Source organism: Trueperella bernardiae, assembly GCF_030246965.1.
GTDB lineage: Bacteria > Actinomycetota > Actinomycetes > Actinomycetales > Actinomycetaceae > Trueperella > Trueperella bernardiae.
This window is the reverse complement of sequence record NZ_CP127099.1, coordinates 1,932,702-1,950,866: the sequence shown is the minus strand read 5'-3', so window position 1 is coordinate 1,950,866 and position 18,165 is coordinate 1,932,702. Positions and strand designations below refer to the sequence as shown.

The 18,165-nt window shown below is 63.5% G+C and carries 18 protein-coding genes and 2 tRNA genes; 6 read left to right on the top strand and 14 right to left on the bottom strand.

Translation table 11 applies throughout. The annotated features are described in order from the left end of the window. Positions 1 to 41 precede the first annotated feature (41 nt). Positions 42 to 1,877: a Stk1 family PASTA domain-containing Ser/Thr kinase gene (gene pknB, locus QPC17_RS08955; RefSeq protein WP_285347256.1), complete on the top strand. Its 1,836-nt coding sequence runs from the start codon at positions 42 to 44 to the stop codon at positions 1,875 to 1,877. A gap of 76 nt (positions 1,878 to 1,953) precedes the next feature. On the opposite strand, the gene QPC17_RS08950 is transcribed toward pknB, so the two are convergent. After that, on the bottom strand, positions 1,954 to 2,112 hold the full coding sequence (locus QPC17_RS08950; RefSeq protein WP_162839026.1) for a hypothetical protein: 159 nt from the start codon (positions 2,110 to 2,112) through the stop codon (positions 1,954 to 1,956). Then, a complete protein-coding gene (locus QPC17_RS08945; protein ID WP_062612844.1) occupies positions 2,112 to 2,894 on the bottom strand; it encodes a class E sortase in 783 nt (260 codons plus the stop codon). The genes QPC17_RS08950 and QPC17_RS08945 overlap by 1 nt, the downstream gene beginning before the upstream one ends. Before the next feature lie 148 nt (positions 2,895 to 3,042). Here QPC17_RS08945 and QPC17_RS08940 point away from each other — a divergent pair, with 148 nt between their 5' ends. Then, on the top strand, positions 3,043 to 3,318 hold the full coding sequence (locus QPC17_RS08940; protein WP_062612846.1) for a cell division protein CrgA: 276 nt from the start codon (positions 3,043 to 3,045) through the stop codon (positions 3,316 to 3,318). Between the two features lie 268 nt (positions 3,319 to 3,586). Here QPC17_RS08940 and QPC17_RS08935 read toward each other — a convergent pair whose 3' ends face one another. After that, entirely contained in the window at positions 3,587 to 4,228 is a 642-nt protein-coding gene (locus QPC17_RS08935; RefSeq protein ID WP_285347255.1) for a rhomboid family intramembrane serine protease, read from the bottom strand. A 69-nt stretch (positions 4,229 to 4,297) separates the two neighbouring features. Further along, a complete protein-coding gene (locus tag QPC17_RS08930; RefSeq protein WP_062612849.1) occupies positions 4,298 to 4,819 on the bottom strand; it encodes a peptidylprolyl isomerase in 522 nt (173 codons plus the stop codon). Between the two features lie 206 nt (positions 4,820 to 5,025). Between QPC17_RS08930 and QPC17_RS08925 the strand changes: the two genes are divergently transcribed. Then, on the top strand, positions 5,026 to 5,865 hold the full coding sequence (locus QPC17_RS08925) for a hypothetical protein (protein ID WP_285347254.1): 840 nt from the start codon (positions 5,026 to 5,028) through the stop codon (positions 5,863 to 5,865). A gap of 249 nt (positions 5,866 to 6,114) precedes the next feature. Here QPC17_RS08925 and QPC17_RS08920 read toward each other — a convergent pair. From QPC17_RS08920 to dnaA, 10 genes are all read right to left on the bottom strand, one after another. Next, positions 6,115 to 6,187 (bottom strand) — tRNA-Ala (locus tag QPC17_RS08920). Then, positions 6,188 to 6,310, bottom strand: a complete 123-nt coding sequence (locus tag QPC17_RS08915) for a DLW-39 family protein (protein ID WP_210382915.1) — start codon at positions 6,308 to 6,310, stop codon at positions 6,188 to 6,190. A 23-nt stretch (positions 6,311 to 6,333) separates the two neighbouring features. After that, a tRNA-Ile gene (locus QPC17_RS08910) sits at positions 6,334 to 6,407 on the bottom strand. Positions 6,408 to 6,556: 149 nt separating this feature from the next. Beyond that, entirely contained in the window at positions 6,557 to 6,976 is a 420-nt protein-coding gene (locus QPC17_RS08905; protein WP_062612853.1) for a DUF3566 domain-containing protein, read from the bottom strand. A 60-nt stretch (positions 6,977 to 7,036) separates the two neighbouring features. Further along, complete coding sequence (gene gyrA / locus QPC17_RS08900; protein ID WP_432049313.1) at positions 7,037 to 9,679, bottom strand: DNA gyrase subunit A; 2,643 nt, start codon at positions 9,677 to 9,679, stop codon at positions 7,037 to 7,039. Between the two features lie 6 nt (positions 9,680 to 9,685). Next, the gene (gyrB, locus tag QPC17_RS08895; RefSeq protein WP_285347252.1) at positions 9,686 to 11,719 is read right to left on the bottom strand and encodes a DNA topoisomerase (ATP-hydrolyzing) subunit B; all 2,034 of its coding nucleotides are present in this window, start codon (positions 11,717 to 11,719) and stop codon (positions 9,686 to 9,688) included. 227 nt (positions 11,720 to 11,946) lie between these two features. Continuing rightward, complete coding sequence (locus QPC17_RS08890; protein ID WP_062612857.1) at positions 11,947 to 12,519, bottom strand: DciA family protein; 573 nt, start codon at positions 12,517 to 12,519, stop codon at positions 11,947 to 11,949. Continuing rightward, positions 12,512 to 13,840 (bottom strand): DNA replication/repair protein RecF, encoded by a 1,329-nt coding sequence (gene recF / locus QPC17_RS08885; RefSeq protein WP_062612859.1) that lies wholly within the window; start codon positions 13,838 to 13,840, stop codon positions 12,512 to 12,514. Before recF ends, QPC17_RS08890 begins: the two co-directional genes overlap by 8 nt. Continuing rightward, complete coding sequence (gene dnaN / locus QPC17_RS08880; RefSeq protein WP_432049312.1) at positions 13,841 to 14,977, bottom strand: DNA polymerase III subunit beta; 1,137 nt, start codon at positions 14,975 to 14,977, stop codon at positions 13,841 to 13,843. It abuts the gene before it with no gap. A gap of 345 nt (positions 14,978 to 15,322) precedes the next feature. Further along, positions 15,323 to 17,002: a chromosomal replication initiator protein DnaA gene (gene dnaA / locus QPC17_RS08875; RefSeq protein ID WP_311590736.1), complete on the bottom strand. Its 1,680-nt coding sequence runs from the start codon at positions 17,000 to 17,002 to the stop codon at positions 15,323 to 15,325. Positions 17,003 to 17,353: 351 nt separating this feature from the next. Between dnaA and rpmH the strand changes: the two genes are divergently transcribed. From rpmH to yidD, 3 genes are read left to right on the top strand one after another with little or no spacing between them, the layout of a single operon-like run. Beyond that, positions 17,354 to 17,494 (top strand): 50S ribosomal protein L34, encoded by a 141-nt coding sequence (gene rpmH / locus QPC17_RS08870; RefSeq protein ID WP_024963111.1) that lies wholly within the window; start codon positions 17,354 to 17,356, stop codon positions 17,492 to 17,494. Then, positions 17,495 to 17,833, top strand: a complete 339-nt coding sequence (gene rnpA, locus QPC17_RS08865; protein WP_068538923.1) for a ribonuclease P protein component — start codon at positions 17,495 to 17,497, stop codon at positions 17,831 to 17,833. Continuing rightward, a complete protein-coding gene (yidD, locus tag QPC17_RS08860; protein ID WP_083281110.1) occupies positions 17,826 to 18,158 on the top strand; it encodes a membrane protein insertion efficiency factor YidD in 333 nt (110 codons plus the stop codon). Before rnpA ends, yidD begins: the two co-directional genes overlap by 8 nt. Positions 18,159 to 18,165 lie beyond the last annotated feature (7 nt).

Sequence of the window (18,165 nt, the reverse complement as noted above, 5' to 3'; positions counted from 1 at the left end):
GGGCAGTATGTTTGAAGGTGTGAGGGAAAGGAAAGTTCGGCATGGCTGACGTACCCCGTATCCTCGGCGACCGCTATGAGGTCGGCGACCTGATCGGCCGCGGAGGCATGGCTCAGGTGCACTTGGGCTACGACACGCGGCTTTCGCGCACGGTCGCCATCAAGGTGTTGCGCACCGACCACGCCCAGGATCCCACCTTCATCGCGCGCTTCCGGCGCGAGGCGCAGTCCGCCGCCGCCCTCAACCATCCCTCGATCGTGGCCGTGTATGACACGGGCGAAGAGACCGTCATTTCCGAATCCGGTCGCACCCTCTCGCTTCCCTACATCGTCATGGAGTACGTCAAGGGCCGCACCGTCTCCCAGCTGCTGAGCAACGGGGACGCCCTGCCTATTGACGAGGCGGTGCAGATTGTCGTCGGGATCCTGTCGGCGCTCGAGTACTCGCACCGGGAGGGCATCGTTCACCGCGACATCAAGCCGGGCAACATCATGTTGACCCCGGACGGCAAGGTCAAGGTGATGGACTTCGGCATCGCGCGGGCCGTGGCCGATTCGTCGGCCACGATGACGCAGACAAACTCGGTGGTGGGCACCGCCCAGTACCTGTCGCCGGAGCAGGCGCGTGGCGAGGTTGTCGACGCCCGATCTGACCTGTATTCCACCGGCTGCGTCCTGTTCGAGCTGCTCACCGGTCAACCGCCGTTCCGTGGGGACTCCGCGGTGGCGGTCGCCTACCAGCACGTGTCCCAGCAACCGCCGGCGCCCACGTCGATCGCGCCGGACATCCCCGAGTCGCTCGACAGGGTGGTGACGAAGTCGCTGGCCAAGCGCCGCGAGGACCGCTACCAGAGCGCGGCCGACATGCGGGCCGACCTCCTGTCCGCCATCCGTGGCGGGGAGGTGAGTGCTCCGGCCGTCGGCTCGTGGCAGACCCAGGTGATGTCCGCACCCACGCAGGTTTCGACGCCGCCCACGCAGGTCGCGTCCGTGCCGCCGTCGCAGGTGACGAAGACGTCCACGCAGACCTCGATCCCGCCCGCCGAGGAGCGCTCGCGGAACACGCTTTTCATCGTGCTCGGCATTATTTTGACCATCCTCGCCATGTCCGGAATCGGGTACGCGATCTACAACGCCAACCGCGCCCCCGAGGAGCCGACCGCCACGGTCGCGCAGACCACCGTGCCGGATCTGACCGGCATGAACGAAAGCCAGGTGCGGGCCGCGCTCGAGGAGCGCAACCTCGTGCTCAACGTGGGCGACCCGGTCGAGGATGACAAGATCCCCGAGGGGATCTACGTCTCCTCCAACCCGCCGATCGCCGGCACGGTCAACGAGGGCGACACGGTCACCGTCCACTTCTCCTCCGGCGTCGGCTCGGTGAAGGTTCCCGACGTCGCCAACGGCGTCTACACCCAGGACCAGGCGAAGGAGATCCTAGAGAACGCAGGCCTGCGGGTGGGGCGGGTCGACATCGAGGACGTGCCCGGGCTGGCGAAGGACACAGTGTCCGCCACCTCGCCCGAGGCCGGCAACACCGTCAAGCGCGGTAGCCAGGTCAACCTGGTGGTCGCGTCCGGTGACGTGGTGCTGACGGATGTGCGCGGGATGAACATCGACGACGCCGAAGCCCTCCTCGCCAACGACCTGCGGATTCAGTCGATCTCGATCTCCGAGGTGGAAACCGACCAGGCCGAGCCCGGCACCGTGCTATCCATGAACCCGGCCGCCGGGAAGGTGCCATACAACCAGCGCGTCGAACTGGTGATCGCCAAGGAGATTGTGGCGCCCCCCACCACGGAGCCAAGCGAGCAACCGAGTCAGGATCCGAGTGAGCAACCCACTGATCCGGCACCGACGGACGAATCGAGCAAATAGGAATCAGCGCGGCCAAGCAAAGCTTGGCCGCGCTACTTTCTTGGCGTGAAACTGGGCGAGGCGGACCCCGCCGGGGTCACTCGCCGACCGTGTTATCCACCAAGTGAGTGTTTTCCATGACCCACGGGTAGGCATACTCAAACAGCAGGTAGACCACGCCAAAGATCAGGGCAAGGGCCTCCAGGACCTTCAGCCATGTCGGGCCCGGAAGCATGCGCCAAATCGCTCCGTACATTAGTTCGCTCCTTCCACCGCGGTGGTCGCCGGGTCAACAAGCTCCTTCGGCAGGCCATCCTCACGCTTCGTCCAGTAATCGAACTCGGCGTGGACAATCCAGCGTTCATTCGACACGAAAGGCGGGTGGCACGTGGTGATCGTCAGCAGGCGGCGCGTGGCCTCCGACACCGGCGTGCCATTCTTCAGCGAATCAAGTGCCATGAACGGGTCCGGCGCGATCGTCCACACGTCCGTGGGCGACACGATCTCATCCGCGATGATCTTGTATACGTAGAAGGCGTCCGCGGTCTCCACCACCACGGCATCGCCCTCCTTCAAGTTCTGCACGTTCATCATCGGCGCGCCGTACGTCTGCCGGTGGGCCGCCGTCGAGAAATTACCCACCTCACCCGGGAACGCCGTATCCGTATACCTGCCGAACGAACCCTTATCGAGCACCGTGGTCAAGTCCGTGCCGTTCTGGATCGTGTAAGCATACTCGTAGCCAAATGCCGGGATACGCATGATGCCGATCGTCTCACCCACACCCATGGGCCCCGACCACTCCGGCGGCGGGCCCGGCTGCGGCTCCGCAATCCCGTCGTCAGCAACCTCGCCGTACTCCTGACGCAACGTGACAATCGCGGCCTGCTGCTCACGGTTCGCTTCAATATCCGTCCACCAGATCTGCCACACAATGAACAGCCCAATGACGAGCCCAGCAGTGATCATCAGTTCCCCAATGACACCAAGGATACGGCCGAACAGGGATGGTTTACGCCGTGCTTGGTCCGCCTTCATATCATCTCCTCGAATTGACTGGCTCAAGCATAGTGTATTTCATCCCTCCCACCTTCCCCAGATGCGAAAACTAACCCTGTGGATGATTCCCGTTTTTCCTTTTATCCGTATAGGATTTGGGGGTACGTTCCGCATAGAAGGATGAGCGATGCCCGAATCGAAGAAGCGCAAGAAGGTCGTTGAGCGCAGGATTGCCCAGCAGCACGCCCAGGAGAACCGCAAGGCCGCGGCCCCCGAACAGTCCCCGCGCTGGTGGGTTCCCGTCATGGTCGGCCTCGCCGTGCTCGGCCTGATCATCATCGTCATCGCCTACATCACCGGCGGTCGCTTCCCGATCCCCGGTCTGTCGAACGGTAACATCAACATCTTCGTGGGCATCGGCTTCATGCTGGTGGGCTTCCTCATGACGATGGGCTGGAAGTAGCGCGCTCACTGACCGCCCAGCCCGGCGCAGGCGTCGGGTGTTACTAACTGGTAAGTCTGGGCCCACAAAGCTCGGTTTTCAGCACGGAACCTTTCAGATTCACGAGTTAGCTTCACGCCCGCCTAAATAACATTCATGTAATTCTCCACAGGCCAAGCCACAGCTGAGGACAACTCGAATTACACTCATGTAATTCTCCACAGGGTAAACCACACCTGGGGATAGATGAGGCTAAAAATGCACGGGAGGTAACGCGGCGTCGTTGCCGCTAAATCCACAGAACGAGGGCCGTCAGCACCGGCACCAGCAGGCCGGCGGCGACCTCAAGAACAGTGCGCTTACGCCTCGCCGGGAAGCTCTCGCGGATGGATATCCACGCCCAGGTCAGCAGCGCGCCCACGATCAGCCCGCCCACGTGCGACTCCCACGAGATCCCTGGAACCACAAAGCTGTAGACGAGGTTAACGCCCAGGATCGTGAAGATTCCCGACATGTTCGCATCCACCTTGCGCGAGAGAATGACGAGCGCGCCAAACAACCCGAAGATCGCGCCGGACGCACCCACCGCGCCCACGTTCCACCCTCCGGTCAAGTTCGCCACCCCATACACCGCGGCGTTACCCGCGATCGCGGACAAGAAGTAGAGCGCCAGGTACCTCACCCTGCCGAGCACCGGCTCGAGCACCCGCCCGAGCAGCCACAGGGCATACATGTTGAGCACCAAATGCCAAAAGCCGCTGTGGAGGAAGGCGGACGTAATGAAACGGTACGGCTGCACCTGTGCGAGCGGAGGGTAGAACATGAGCTCCACCCCCACCTGGGGTTGCAGCCGCTCCACAAGAGCCATGATCCCACACGCCACGATGAGCACGGTCGTGGCAGGGGCAGGATTACGACGCCGAACGGCCATCCGCCTCCGGAAACCGGGAATTTCGCGATTGTGGTCCGACATCCCGGACCGTTCGGCGTCGTACATCTGCTAGTCGGCGACCGTCACCGAGTTAATGACCACGTCCTCCACCGGGCGGTCCATCGGGCCGGTCTCAACGGCGGCGATGGAGTCGACGACAGCCTGCGAGTCGGCGTCGTTGACCTTGCCGAAGATGGTGTGCTTGCCCTGCAGCCACGTGGTGGGGGCAACCGTGATGAAGAACTGCGAGCCGTTCGTGCCGCGGCCGCCCTGCTTGCCGGCATTGGCCATGGCGAGCACGTAGGGTTCGGTGAAGTTGAGCTCGGGGGCGATTTCGTCGTCGAAACGGTAGCCCGGGCCGCCGGTGCCGGTGCCGAGCGGGTCGCCGCCCTGGATCATGAAGCCGGCGATGACGCGGTGAAAAATGACGCCGTCGTACAGCGGGTCAGTGGTGGGTTCGCCCGTGCGGGGGTTGAGCCACTCGCGCTTGCCGGTGGCAAGCTCGGTGAAGTTCGCGACCGTCTCCGGAGCGTGCTCCGGGTAGAGGTCAATCTTGATGTCTCCGTAATTTGTATGCAGTGTTGCTTCCATAGGGCTAATCCTCCCACACCCGCGCAGGTCGGGCCGGTTTTCTCCACGCATTCATTTGGGTACACCGCTATCGGCGAAATTTACTCTGTCAACGAAAAGGGGCCCTGTTTGCCGAGGTAATTCGGCTAGCGTCCTGCGAAACGGAGCTCTACGTGGAAAGATAAGGGTTACGCGCGGCACAACGCCGTCCAGCAGTGGAGGTAAACATGTCTTTGTTCAAGAAGAAGAGCACGAAGGAGAAGGTGGCCGACCAGGTTGAGCCGCTGGCCGAGCGTGCGGCAGAGGTTGGTAGCCAGCTTGGCTCCCTCGTGAAGGATTCGGTGCGAGCCGCGGTCAATTGGGCGGAGCCGCTTGCCGCCGACGCGTACGAGAAGGCCGCGCCCTACGTCAAGGACGCTTACGACAAGGCTAACGACGCCGCCCACGACGCGTACGAGAAGGCCGCGCCCTACGTCAAGGACGCTTACGACAAGGCTAACGACGCCGCCCACGACGCCGCGGAGAAGGCCCGCCCGCTCGTCGCCGATGCGACCAGCCGGTATGAGGAGACGTCGGCGCTGGTGCGGGAGGACTACCTGCCGCGTGCCAAGCGTGCTGCTCACGCCGCCCTCGAAGAGGCAAAGTCCGGTTCTGGCGACCTGGCCACGCGCGCGAACGCTGTGGTCGCGGCGTCGAAGAAGGAGCTGGCCAAGCCGGAGAAGAAGCGTGGCCTGCGCAAGTGGGTTGGCTTCCTGGCCCTTGCTGGCGCGGGCGCCGTTGCAGCGTACGTGGCGTGGGCGCGCTCGAAGCCGGTGCAGGACCCGTGGGCCGAAGCCTACTGGGAGGACGTCTCGGTGCCCACGGATGAGTCGGCTGCCAAGCCGGAGGATTCCGAGACCCCTGCGAAGGATAAGGTCGAGGAGCAGGCCGCCGCTCATGAGGTCATCCAGGAGGAGGTCTCGGAGGCGGAGCTCAAGGAAGAGGAGCTGAAGGAGAAGGTGGCCAAGACTCGCGAGGAGGAGGCCGCTGAGGCAGCGGGCCTCATCGACGAGGACAAGGAAGACTAGTCCGAGCCAGATTCCGGTCAGCTAGCCGCTGACGGGGATTGAGACACAGCCTATCTGTTGGGGGCGGGGTGCGATACGCACCCCGCCCCCAGATGTTTCGGCCGCGCTGAATGGCCCGGGATCCTGGGTTTGTCGTGCTTAGTGCGTGGACGCCTTCAATTACCGAGACGCCGTTTCCATGGGTATCCAACTCGATATCCGAAAAACGATGATGGTGGCTTTTCGTTGATATTTAGCGGAATTCATTTGTGGAGCCTACGGGACTCGAACCCGTAACCCCCTGCTTGCAAAGCAGGTGCGCTACCAATTGCGCCAAGGCCCCTTAAAGATCAACCGGGTCGGTCACTTGCTGCCACGTGGCTTGACGCTGCATGTTCTTCTGAACCTGGAGGAAAACGATGTAGCCTCCCAGGCCGGCCAAACATACCAGAGCAAACCTCTTCATCGTGACCTTCCTCGATTAACGAGTGGGCGTACGTGGACTCGAACCACGGACCTCCACATTATCAGTGTGGCGCTCTAACCGACTGAGCTATACGCCCCGTTCCTAACGGATGCCGAATTAGGTTAACTCATTCTCCCGCACTTCTCCAAACCGGATATGACCTGAGCGCTCGACGTCACATTTCTGCCGCCGCGTCCGCCAACCGCTGGCCGGCCCACCGAGCCACCCGCGAGCGAGCCACCCGGGCTACTCGTCAGTGACAGTGATTCCGAGCCCGCCGACCAGCATAGCCACCACGTTGTAGAGCAGTGCCATGACCGTGCCGAACAGGGTCATGAGCACGACCTCAATAACGCCCACCACCACGGCGAACGAGACGACGCGCCCGAACTGCATGAACTGACCCAGCTCGAGCAGCGGCGCCGAGTTCAGCGTCACGAGTAGCTCGTCGATACGCGCCCACACGTGCATGGCGTCAAGCGTGAACCACAGGAGGATCGCGGCGATGACGATCATGATGCCCACACCCACCGACACGAGGAAGGACAGCTTGAGCGCTGACAGCGGGTCGATGCGCGAGATAGTCATGCGGACGCGGCTGATGCCAACGTCCAGCCGCTCCTCCGCCGCGTCGACGCTATCGGGGGTATGCGTGGTCTCGGTCATGAGAGATCTCCGTCGTTGATGTTGCTACTGGTATGACGCTACCGCTTTTTGCGCGCCCGCTCACCCTTCTTGGGGCTGATTGTCGATCTGGTCCGACGACGCCGTTGCCCCGCCCGCGTCCACAGGCGCGGCCACCTCCTCATCGGCTGCGACCGAGTCGCCGGATCCGACCGTCTCGCCCAAGGCGACAGTGTCCGCGGAATCGGCGGAATCCGAGCTGTCAGCGCTGTCCGACTCGAAGACGGGCGCCATCGCGAGCACGCGGTCGCCGCTATCGGGGCGGACGAAACGCACGCCCTGGGTGTTGCGTCCGGTGAGGTTGACTTCGTCCACGCGCGAGCGGACCACCTTGCCGCCCTCCATGATCACCACGACCTCGTCCCCGGGCTTGGTGATGAGCGCGCCCACCAGCTCGCCGCGGTTTTCAGCCACCTTGGCCACACGGATGCCGAGGCCGCCGCGGTTCTGGGGCCTGTACTGGTCTTCGCTGGTGCGCTTGGCGAAGCCGCCGTCGGTGATGACGAAGACTTCCGAGTCCTCGCGCACCACTTCCATGGCGAGCAGCGAGTCGCCGTCGCGGAACTTCATGCCGCGCACGCCCGCAGTGGCGCGGCCCATGGGCCGGAGCGAGGAGTCGTCGGCTGTGAAGCGTAGCGACTGACCCTGGCGGGACACGAGGATGAGCTCGTCGCCTTCGTTGATGAGCTGGGCGGAGACCACCTGGTCGGTGGAGCCGTCCACGTGTTCGCGCAGGTTGATGGCGATGAGGCCGCCGGTGCGGGCCGAGTCGTAGTCGGCCAGCTTGGTCTTCTTCACCATGCCGTCCTCTGTGGCGAGCACCAGGTAGTCGGCTTGGTCGTAGGTGCGCAGCGTGAAGGCGGAGGCGATCTCTTCGCCCGGCTGCAACGCGAGCACGTTCGCCACGTGCTGGCCCTTCGATTCGCGCGAGCCCTCGGGGATCTCGTATCCCTTGACCCGGTAGACCCGGCCGAGGTTCGTGAAGAACAGGTGCCAATCATGTGTTGAGGCGATCCCCATGTGCTCCACGACGTCGTCACTGCGCAGCGTCGTCCCCTTGACGCCCTTGCCGCCGCGGCGCTGGGCGCGGTACTCGGAGACCTTGGTGCGCTTGATGAAGCCCGAGCGGGTCACGGTCACCACTATCTCTTCCTCGGGGATGAGGTCCTCCACGGTCATTTCGCCGTCGAAGGGGAGGATGATGGTGCGGCGGTCGTCGCCGTAGCGGTCCACCACCTCTTTCAGTTCCTCGGAGATGATCGCGCGCTGGCGGGCGGGCTTGGCCAGGATGTCGCGGTAGTCCTCGCACAGGGCGAGCTTCTCGTCCCGCTCCTCGACGATCTTCTGCCGCTCGAGGGCGGCCAGGCGTCGCAGCTGCATGGCGAGGATATGGTCGGCCTGGATCTCGTTGATCGCGAGCAGTTCGATGAGCCCGGTGCGGGCCTCCTCCACCGTGGGCGAACGCCGGATGAGGGCAATGACCTCGTCCAGCATGTCGAGCGCCTTGACCAGGCCCTCGAGGATCATGAGGCGCTCTTCGGCCTTGCGCAGGCGATAGGCGGTGCGTCGGCTGATGACCTCTACCTGGTGCTGCACCCAGTAGTGGATGAATCCGTCAAGCGAGAGGGTGCGCGGCACGCCGTCGACCAGCGCGAGCATGTTGGCCGAGAAGTTGTTCTGCAGCTGGGTGTGCTTGTAGAGGTTGTTGAGCACCACCTTCGGCACGGCGTCCCGCTTGAGCACGACCACGATGCGCTGGCCCGCGCGGCCCGAGGACTCGTCGCGGATGTCGGCGATGCCGGACAGCCGCCCGTCCTTGACGCCCTCCACCATGCGGTCAAGCAGGCGGTCGGGGTTGACCTGGTAGGGCAGGTCGGAGATGACGAGCGACGTGCGGCCGTTGACCTCGTCAATCTCCACCTTCGCGCGCTGGGTGATCGTGCCGCGGCCTGTGCGGTACATATCCTCGATGCCCTTGGTGCCCAGGATCGTGGCGCCGGTGGGGAAGTCGGGGCCGGAGATACGCATCATGAGGTTGGCGAGCAGCTCGTCGCGCGTGGCGTCCGGGTGCTCGAGGTACCACTGGGCTCCCGCGGCGATCTCGCGCAGGTTGTGCGGCGGGATCGAGGTTGCCATGCCCACCGCGATGCCCTCCGAACCATTGATCAACAGGTTCGGGATGCGGGAGGTCAGCACCACGGGCTCTTGGACGGAACCGTCGAAGTTGGGCTGGAAATCGACCGTATCCTCGTTGATATCGCGGACCATCTCGACAGCCAGGGGAGCCATCCGCGCCTCGGTGTACCTCGGCGCGGCCGCACCCAAGTCACCCGCGGTACCGAAGTTACCCTGGCCGGCCACCAGCGGGTAGCGCAGGTTCCACGGCTGGACCATGCGGACCATCGTGTCGTAGATGGCAGCGTCACCGTGCGGGTGGTAGTGACCCATGACGTCGCCGACGATCTTCACCGACTTCGAGAACGCCGAATCGGGCCGGTAGCCGCCATCCCACATCGCGTAGATGACGCGGCGGTGGACGGGTTTCATGCCGTCGCGCACATCGGGCAGGGCGCGCCCCACAATGACCGACATGGCGTAGTCAAGGTAGGAGGTCTCCATCTCGCGCTGGAGGTCGACATCCTTGATGCTGCCGTGTTCAAAGTTCACAGTATTCTCACTCACGATTAATCCTTAGATGTCGAGGAATCGCACGTCACGGGCGTTGCGCTGGATGAAGCTACGGCGCGAACCCACGTCCTCACCCATGAGGATAGAGAAGGCCTCGTCCGTGGCGGCGGCCTCCCCGATGTTGACCCGCTTGAGCGTGCGGGTTTCGGGATTCATCGTGGTGTCCCACAGCTCCGAATCATTCATCTCGCCCAGGCCCTTATAGCGCTGAATGCCCTGGCCCTCGGCCTTGGGTAGCTTCTTGCCGGCGGCCATGCCTTCCTTCAGCACCGCGTCGCGTTCGGCGTCGGAAAACACATACTGGTGCGTGGCATTCGTCCACTTGATACGGTACAGCGGCGGCATCGCCAGGTAGATGTAGCCGGCCTCGATGAGCGGGCGCATGTAGCGGTAGACGAGGGTGAGCAGCAGGGTGGCGATGTGCTGGCCGTCCACGTCGGCGTCGGCCATAAAGACGATCTTGTGGTAACGCAGCTTGTCGATGTCGAACTCCTCGCCCACGCCCGTGCCGAACGCGGTGATGAGGTTCTGGATCGAGTCGGAGCTGAGCGCCCGGTCGAGCCGCGCCTTTTCCACGTTGAGGATCTTGCCGCGGATCGGCATGATCGCCTGGTGGCGAGGGTCGCGGCCGTTGACGGCCGAGCCGCCCGCCGAATCACCCTCCACAATGAAGATTTCGCACTCTTCGGGGTTACGCGACGTGCAGTCCTTGAGCTTGCCCGGCATCGACGCCGACTCCAGCACCGACTTGCGACGCGTCGCCTCGCGCGCCTTCCGCGCTGCGATGCGCGCCTGGTAGGCCTGCGTGGCCTTGCGGATGATTTCCTTCGCCTCCGACGGGTTCATGTCCAACCAGTCGGAGATGTGGGCGTACGTCTGCTGCTGGACGAAGGTGCGGGCTTCCGTGTTGCCCAACTTCGTCTTCGTCTGGCCCTCGAACTGCGGCTCGCCAAGCTTGACGGAGATGACGACGGCAAGGCCCTCGCGGATGTCATCGCCCGAGAGGTTCGGGTCCTTCTCCTTGAGCAGGCCCTTGTCACGCGCGTACTTGTTGATCACCGAGGTCAGCGCCGTGCGGAATCCCTCCTCGTGCGTGCCGCCTTCGGTGGTGTTGATCGTGTTAGCGAAGGTGTGGAGGGTCTCGGAATACGACGCGGTCCACTGCATGGCCACCTCCACCGAGATCTTCTTCTCCTCGTCCTCAGACTCGAAGTAGATCGGGTCGGTGTGAACGGGTTCGACCTTCTTGGTCTTGACGATGTGGCGCACGTAGTCGAGCAGGCCGCCGTCGTAATGGTAGGAGACCTCGAGGTGCGGGCGCTCCTCCGCCGCGAGCGAGTCCTCCGTGCCCACGACCTCCTCGCCCTCCGGAACGGCCTGCGGCCGCTCGTCGATCAGGGTGATGCGCAGGCCCTTGTTGAGGAACGCCATCTGCTGCAGGCGGTGGCGCAGGGTCTCGAAGTCGAACGTGGTGGTTTCGAAGATGTCGCCGTTGGGCCAGAAAGCCTGCGTGGTGCCGGTTTCGGTGGTGGGCTCACCCTTCTCCAAGGGCGCCACGGGCACGCCGTTTTCGTAGGAAATCCGCCAGACGTAGCCGTCGCGCCGGACCTCGGTATCCATGCGCGTCGACAGCGCGTTGACCACCGACACGCCCACACCGTGCAGACCGCCTGACACGGCGTAGCCGCCGTTGCCGAACTTGCCACCCGCGTGCAGCACGGTCATGACCACCTGGACGGCTGGCAGGCCCTCCGTGGGGTGAATATCCACCGGGATACCGCGGCCGTTATCGGCCACCCGGCACCCGCCGTTCTCCAGCAGGGTAATTTCGATGTGATCGCAGTAGCCGGCGAGCGCCTCGTCCACCGAGTTGTCAACCACTTCGTAGACCAGGTGGTGCAGGCCGCGTTCGCCGGTGGAGCCGATGTACATGCCCGGGCGCTTCCGGACGGCCTCGAGCCCCTCAAGGACGGTGATGTTCGACGCGTCGTACGACTGGTCCTCCGAGACCGCGCCGATCCGATTATTTTCAGCCACGCTTGGCAACTCCTCTACCTGTGGTCTATATCTCTAAATAAGCCCTAGGATCGCCTGGAAGGCATTGAGGCCCGTTTGGGTAGGTATCTACACCATGAGACCAAAAACCAATTATAGCGCGTTTTGGACGCAAAATCTCGCCACATGTCCTCCCACAGAGGTTCGAAACTCGTGAGCGTGGCCCGTGGACATCTTTCCGACGACGCCGTCCCCCGGCAACCGCCTCTTCACCCGTAGGTGTCCCGCGGTCCGCGCCCTGGCACCGAGTAGCGCCCGTGCTTCCACGAGCGCGCGAACGGCCCGCCCACCACGATCTCTTTCACGACGCCGGGGCCCAGCTCCTCCTCCAACCGCTTGTCGAGGAAGGCCGACAGCGCGCGCATCTGCGTCTGCCACGACGTCGACCCCGCCCGCAGCGTCAGCACCCCGTCCTCGAAGCTCTCCACCTGGCAGTTGTTCGCGATTGCCTCCCCGACGATATCCGGCCAGCGCGCCGCCATCGATCCAATCTCCAGCTGTGTGCCCCACCCCCGGGTTTTCACGAGGTGGTCAAACACGATGCCGAGCGGCTTCGGGTCCCGCTTCGAGGGCCGCGAGCCGGAACCAACGTCTTGCCCGGGGATGGGGACCACCACGTCCTCCCCGATTTGCTCGGCCTCCCGCTCAATCCGCGCCGCCATCCGCACACGCACCCAGCCCTGGGCCTCGGCCATGAGCCGTGCCCGCTCGAGTGCCTCGAGCGGCAGCTCGTCGCCGTACTTTTCCGCCGCCGCGCGCTTGGCCTGCGCGATCCTATCCATCGCTGCCCACGGTATCCGCGCCACCGTCCACGTCACGTCCCACGTCAGCGTCCGTCACGACGCCGCCCGGCGCGCCTTCGCCGCCAGTACGGCCGCCGTCGTCGAGCCGCGTCGCCTTCCCGCGGGTCACCGCAAACCGGATCCCGCCGAGTGGCGGCAGGTCGTCTCCCACGGCGGCGGTGACGAACACCTGCTCGGCGTTGGCGATGATCTGGGCCAGCCGCAGCCGGCGCCGGGAGTCAAGTTCGGCGAAGACGTCGTCGAGGATAAGGATCGGCTCCTCGTGCTCGGCCCAGTCCCCGGACTCGTGCCCGCGCAGCAGGGCCCACGAGCCGAGCCGCAGCGCCAGCGCATACGACCACGACTCCCCGTGCGACGCGAATCCCTTCGCCGGCAACGTGCCGAGTGAAAGCTCAAGTTCGTCACGGTGCGGCCCCACCAGGTTCACCCCACGTTCGATCTCCGCCCCGTGCCACTCGCGCAACGTCTCGCGCAGCTTCGCCTCGACGGCCGCCGCGTCCCGCAGCTCCGTTTCGTGTTTCACGACACCGTCCGCCAGCTCGGTGCCGTCCTCTCCCGCGAGCTGTGCGGCGGTGGGAAGGGCCCAGTTCCGGCGTTCGTCGAGATTAGCGGCGTAGTCGATGCGGGCGACGTCGTTGCCACCCGACACGTCGGCGTAGTAGCTCGCCACGTGCGGGCGCAGGCCAGCGATGATCTCGGCGCGGGCGGCGATGATCTGCGCGCCGTAGCGGGCGAGCTGGTCGTCCCACACCTCGAGCGAGGATTCGTCGACCACCCCGCCACGCCGCCGCGTTTTTTGTAGGGCCTTGAGCAGCGCGCCGCGCTGGCGGAGCACCCGCTCGTACTCGGCCTTGACCGAGGCCAAACGTGGACGGAACTGGATCATGAGGTTGTCGAGGAATCGGCGCCGATCCGCGGGATCTCCCTTGACCAGGCTCAAGTCCTCCGGGGCGAACACCACGGTCCGCACGATCCCCAAAAGGTCCGCCGGGCGGGCGTTGCCCCGGTTGATCCGGGCGCGGTTGGCCTTGCCGGTGATAATCTCCACCTCGACCATCGTCTCCGACTCCCCGCGCCGCACCTTAGCGCGCACGACCCCGGCGCCCGCGCCCTGCCGCACGAGCGCGGCGTCGGCAGCCACCCGGTGCGACGAAAACGTGGCCAGGTACCCGATGGCCTCCACCAGGTTCGTCTTGCCCTGGCCGTTCTCACCCACGAAGGTCACCACTCCGGGCTCGAACTCGAGCACGACCTCGCGGTAGGACCGGAAGTCGTTGAGGGCCAGATCGGAGATGTACACCTAGTTTTGGCCGAAAGTCCGAATCGGCATGAGGAGCAGGCGGAAGTCGTCCTCCACGTTGCCATCCTTGTCCTGGGAGGTCACCACCGCCGGCTTGGTGGGGTGGGTGAATGACAGGCGCACGGTCGGCTCGTCGATCACCGCGAAACCTTCCTGCAGGAAGATCGGGTTGAAGGCCATCTTGATGTCCTCGCCCTCGAGCGTGGCGGGCAGGACTTCGGAGACCTGAGCGTTGTCGCCCTGGCCGGCCTCGAGCATGACCTCGCCCTCGGAGAATGACAGGCGCACGGCCGCATTCTTCTCCGTCACCAGACGCGAGCGCTTGATCGCGTCGAGGATTTCCAGGCGGTCGAGCTCGACGTGACCGTTGACCTCGGTGGGGAACAGCGAGCGGACCTGCGGGTATTCGCCGTCGATGAGCTGGATCGTGTTCTGGCGGTTGCCGGCCGAGAAGCCGATGAGCGAGCCCATCCCCTCATCCTGGAGCGAGATCTCCACGTCCGACACGGTGCCGAGCGCCTTCGCGACGTCGAGCAGGCGCGAGGCGCGCACGAGGATGCGGGTGGAGTAGTCGGAGTGCACCGGGGCCCACGCCAAATCGCGGATCGCGAGCCGGTAGCGGTCGGTGGCCATGAGGGAAATCTGGTCGCCCTCGATCTCGATGCACACGGAAACGAGCATGGGTAGCGTGTCGTCATTCGAGGCAGCGATGGTCACCTGCGAGACGGCCTTCTCCCACTCCGCGCCATCCACCTTGCCGATCACCGGCGGCATCGCCGGCAGGTCGGCGTAGTCCTCTGCGGCCATGGTCTTGAGAGTAAAGTGCGAGCGGCCGCAGGAAATGTCAAACTTCCCGCCGTCCCTCTCGATTTCGATCGGCTGATTGGGCAGGGAGCGCGAGATCTCGGCGAGCAGCTTGCCGTTGACCAGCACCTCGCCCGGAACCATCACGTTCGCCGTGTTGATAGTAATTTGCGAGGAAATGTCCGAATCGCGTGCGCCCATCGTGACCGTGCCGTCCTCCTCGGCCACGATGTGAATGCCGGCAAGGACGGCGTTGGCCGGCCGGGAGGGGATCGTGCGCGATGCCCAGGTCACGGCGTCAGTAAATTCCTTATGATCGACGCTAAATTTCACCGTCAAACCTACTTTCTATTATCTGGCTCCTACTTTAGCGATCCGACCCCGCGTGCGCCCATTCGTTCGAGCAGTCGGTGGCCAAGGTCGTCATTTCGGAAGTTCATGGGTAGTAGATGTAGTAGCCTTTGTGGATTTCGTGGATAAGTCCATCTTCGCTCGATCCCTCGCGCTTTCATCCCTGTGGATATCTGTGGGATTACCCTGTGCCTATCTTGGCGCCGGTGTGGATGGGACACTTTTGAGTGTCATATGCTCGCAGTTTTCGGCCACTTCTCCACACGTTTCGAGCAGAAACTGGCTCGGTTAATCACACATGATGTGGACAGCGACCGGCGAGCGCAGCTACCTGTTCTCGGATAGCTGGGCCTGTTCCTTGGCCGCCTGCTTGATGCGCGAGGTCAGCTCGGCGACCTGGTTGTAGATCTCCTGCTTTTCCGCCATGAGGCTCTCGACCTTGCGCAGTGCGTTGAGCACAGTGGTATGGTCGCGGCGGTTGAAGGATTCGGCGATCTTCGGCAACGACAGGTCGGTCATTTCCCGGCACATGTACATCGCGATGTGGCGTGGCTGGGTGAGTGAGCGGGTCCTCGTGGGCGACTTCAGGTCCTCGGCCGTGATCCCAAAATAGGAGGCCACCTGGTTCATGATCAGCGCCGCAGTCACGGTGAACGAGCTCGGGTCGCTCATCATGTCCTTCAGCGCGCTTTCGGCCACGTCGAGCGTGACCGGCATATTGAAAAGTCCGGCAAATGCGGTCACGCGCCGCAGCGAGCCCTCCATCTCGCGCACGTTCGTGGTGATGCGCGAGGCAATGAATTCGAGCACGTCGCGTGGGACCATGAGCTTTTCGGAAGCTGCCTTCTTCTCCAGGATCGCGATTCGGGTCTCGAGGTTCGGCAGGTCGATGTTCGCCACGATTCCTGACGCAAAGCGCGAGATCATGCGCTCCTCGAAGCCGTCGAGCAGCCGGGGCGCCACGTCGGAGGTGATGACGATCTGCTTGTTCGCAGTCGCCAGCGCGTTAAAGGTATTGAAGAACTCCTCGAGCGTGCCCTCCTTGTGGGAGAGGAACTGGATGTCGTCGATGAGCAGGATGTCCACCGATCGGAAGAGGTTTTTAAAATTGTGACCCTCTTTGCGCATCATGGCGTTGATGAACATGTTCGTGAATTCTTCTGAGCTCGTGTACAGCACGCGCGATCCGGGGAAGAGGCTGAGGAAGTAGTTGCCGATCGCGTGAAGGAGGTGGGTTTTGCCCATGCCCGAGTCGGAGTAGAGGAACAGGGGGTTGTAGGTGGAACCCGGCGCCTCCGCGACCGCGAGGGCGGTGGCGTGCGCGAAGCGGTTTGACTCGCCAATCACGAAGTTGTCAAACGTGTAGCGCGGGTTGAGGTTCGCGATCGACTGGTCCTGATTCTTCTCGATCCGCGGCAGCATTGTGCCCAGCCCGGACGGGATGTGATGCACCGGTTCGGCTTCGGCGGGCTTGTCAGCGACGTCGCGCGAGGAGGGTCCGAACAGGTCCGGCGACGACGGGCTGGCAGTTGCATCCTCAAAGTCCGTCACGGGTGGGAAACCGTGCGCCACCTGGAGGTTCGATGATTCTTGTTGGGTTCCCGACGCCGGCATCCCGGTTGCGCCCGGACCTGCGGGATCGGCTGGGGCGTCGTTGTCGACCACATGGAGCTGGCGCTCGGGGGCCTGCCACTGCGGGACGGGCTGGTTCGGTGTGGTTTGATGTTCGGTGAGCGAGGGGTCTACGGAGATGACCAGGCGCACGGACCGCCCGAGGATGGCCGAGAGCTGGTTTTCCATGATGGTGGACACGTGCTCGGCGATCCAATTTTTCACAAACTCGGAGCCGACGCCGATCATGAAGATGTCGTCCACAGTGGCGAGAGGGTGTGCGAGGCGCACAAAGGCCGCCTGGGAGTCGGAGAGGTCGCCCTGGGCGCGGAGGAGCTCACTGGCCGCTGTCCATGCATCGCGTGCAGGTGAGCCGTCCATCATTTCTCCGATCACTATTTTTTCTGGGACTCTTCATAGTAGAGGATAAAATGTGGAAAGTCAGATTAGTTATCCACAAGCTTGTGCACACGTGTGGATATTACACTGTTGTAATTCACAGGCCCAAATGGCGTGTTCACGCGCGAAAGTTTTAACCTTTAGGGGAAGGAAAAATGTGGATGATATTAATAAATGGAATTACTCCAGTCTGGGCATTCTTGGGGTCTTGAGATATCCATCACCGCCCCGCGCGCGTTCCTTGACCTTTCGGCTAATTCTTCAGTAAATTCGATAAGTCATGTGTGCTTTGCACACGCGCTCCGCATGGAGTGTTTTCGTTATCCGATCTAGTTTAGGTGGTCACCCATGACTACGAAGCGCACTTTCCAGCCGAACAACCGTCGTCGCGCCAAGACCCACGGTTTCCGCAAGCGCATGTCCACTCGCGCCGGACGCGCCGTCCTCGCCGCACGTCGCCGTAAGGGTCGCGCCAAGCTCTCTGCGTAAATGCTCTCTGCAGCGAACCGACTGCGCAGGCCGGAGGACTTCCGCTTCGCCTTCCGCTCGGGGTTACGCAGCGCAAACAGATACGTCGTCGTTCACGTCGTGAAGGGCGAACCGCAAGCCGGCCCTCGGGTCGGCTTCACTGTTAGTAAGAAGGTGGGCAACGCCGTCGTACGAAACAAGGTACGCCGGCGTCTTCGCCATATTATGAGGGACCACCTCGACGTCGGTGCGGAGCTCGTCGTCGTGCGCGCGCTACCCGCCGCGGCGGAGGCGAGCTACGAGGAGCTGACCCGGGCCGTCGTCGTGCAACTCGAACGTGCGGGGGTGACGCGTGGCTAAGGGCGTCTCTCGCGCGCTGCAAGCCGGCATCCGCTGGTACCAGCGCAGTATTTCCGCAGGTCAGCCCAGGCGGTGTCGGTACCAGCCGACATGCTCGGCCTACGCTTTCGAATCAATTGAAGTTCACGGCGCGATTAAAGGTACACTTTTAAGTATCTGGCGGTTGCTGCGGTGTAATCAATGGTCGAAGGGCGGGGTGGACTGGGTTCCCGAAAAGGGAAAGTGGCCCACCAAGCCTTTAGGCTACAAAGAACTCATCGCACTGCGCGAACAGCAAGAACACGACCATCAGGCAGATAGCCATGGCGATGGTCACGACGCTTAGGAGCGTA

What these genes read in the sequence shown, in the direction of transcription:
- QPC17_RS08935 (WP_285347255.1), bottom strand. Translation starts at nt 4,228, where the DNA reads ATGGCCGTTCGGCGTCGTAATCCTGCCCCTGCCACGACCGTGCTCATC.
- QPC17_RS08940 (WP_062612846.1), top strand. Translation starts at nt 3,043, where the DNA reads ATGCCCGAATCGAAGAAGCGCAAGAAGGTCGTTGAGCGCAGGATTGCC.
- rpmH (WP_024963111.1), top strand. Translation starts at nt 17,354, where the DNA reads ATGACTACGAAGCGCACTTTCCAGCCGAACAACCGTCGTCGCGCCAAG.
- QPC17_RS08945 (WP_062612844.1), bottom strand. Translation starts at nt 2,894, where the DNA reads ATGAAGGCGGACCAAGCACGGCGTAAACCATCCCTGTTCGGCCGTATC.
- rnpA (WP_068538923.1), top strand. Translation starts at nt 17,495, where the DNA reads ATGCTCTCTGCAGCGAACCGACTGCGCAGGCCGGAGGACTTCCGCTTC.
- QPC17_RS08905 (WP_062612853.1), bottom strand. Translation starts at nt 6,976, where the DNA reads ATGACCGAGACCACGCATACCCCCGATAGCGTCGACGCGGCGGAGGAG.
- QPC17_RS08890 (WP_062612857.1), bottom strand. Translation starts at nt 12,519, where the DNA reads ATGGATAGGATCGCGCAGGCCAAGCGCGCGGCGGCGGAAAAGTACGGC.
- pknB (WP_285347256.1), top strand. Translation starts at nt 42, where the DNA reads ATGGCTGACGTACCCCGTATCCTCGGCGACCGCTATGAGGTCGGCGAC.
- QPC17_RS08950 (WP_162839026.1), bottom strand. Translation starts at nt 2,112, where the DNA reads ATGTACGGAGCGATTTGGCGCATGCTTCCGGGCCCGACATGGCTGAAG.
- QPC17_RS08930 (WP_062612849.1), bottom strand. Translation starts at nt 4,819, where the DNA reads ATGGAAGCAACACTGCATACAAATTACGGAGACATCAAGATTGACCTC.
- QPC17_RS08915 (WP_210382915.1), bottom strand. Translation starts at nt 6,310, where the DNA reads ATGAAGAGGTTTGCTCTGGTATGTTTGGCCGGCCTGGGAGGCTACATC.
- QPC17_RS08925 (WP_285347254.1), top strand. Translation starts at nt 5,026, where the DNA reads ATGTCTTTGTTCAAGAAGAAGAGCACGAAGGAGAAGGTGGCCGACCAG.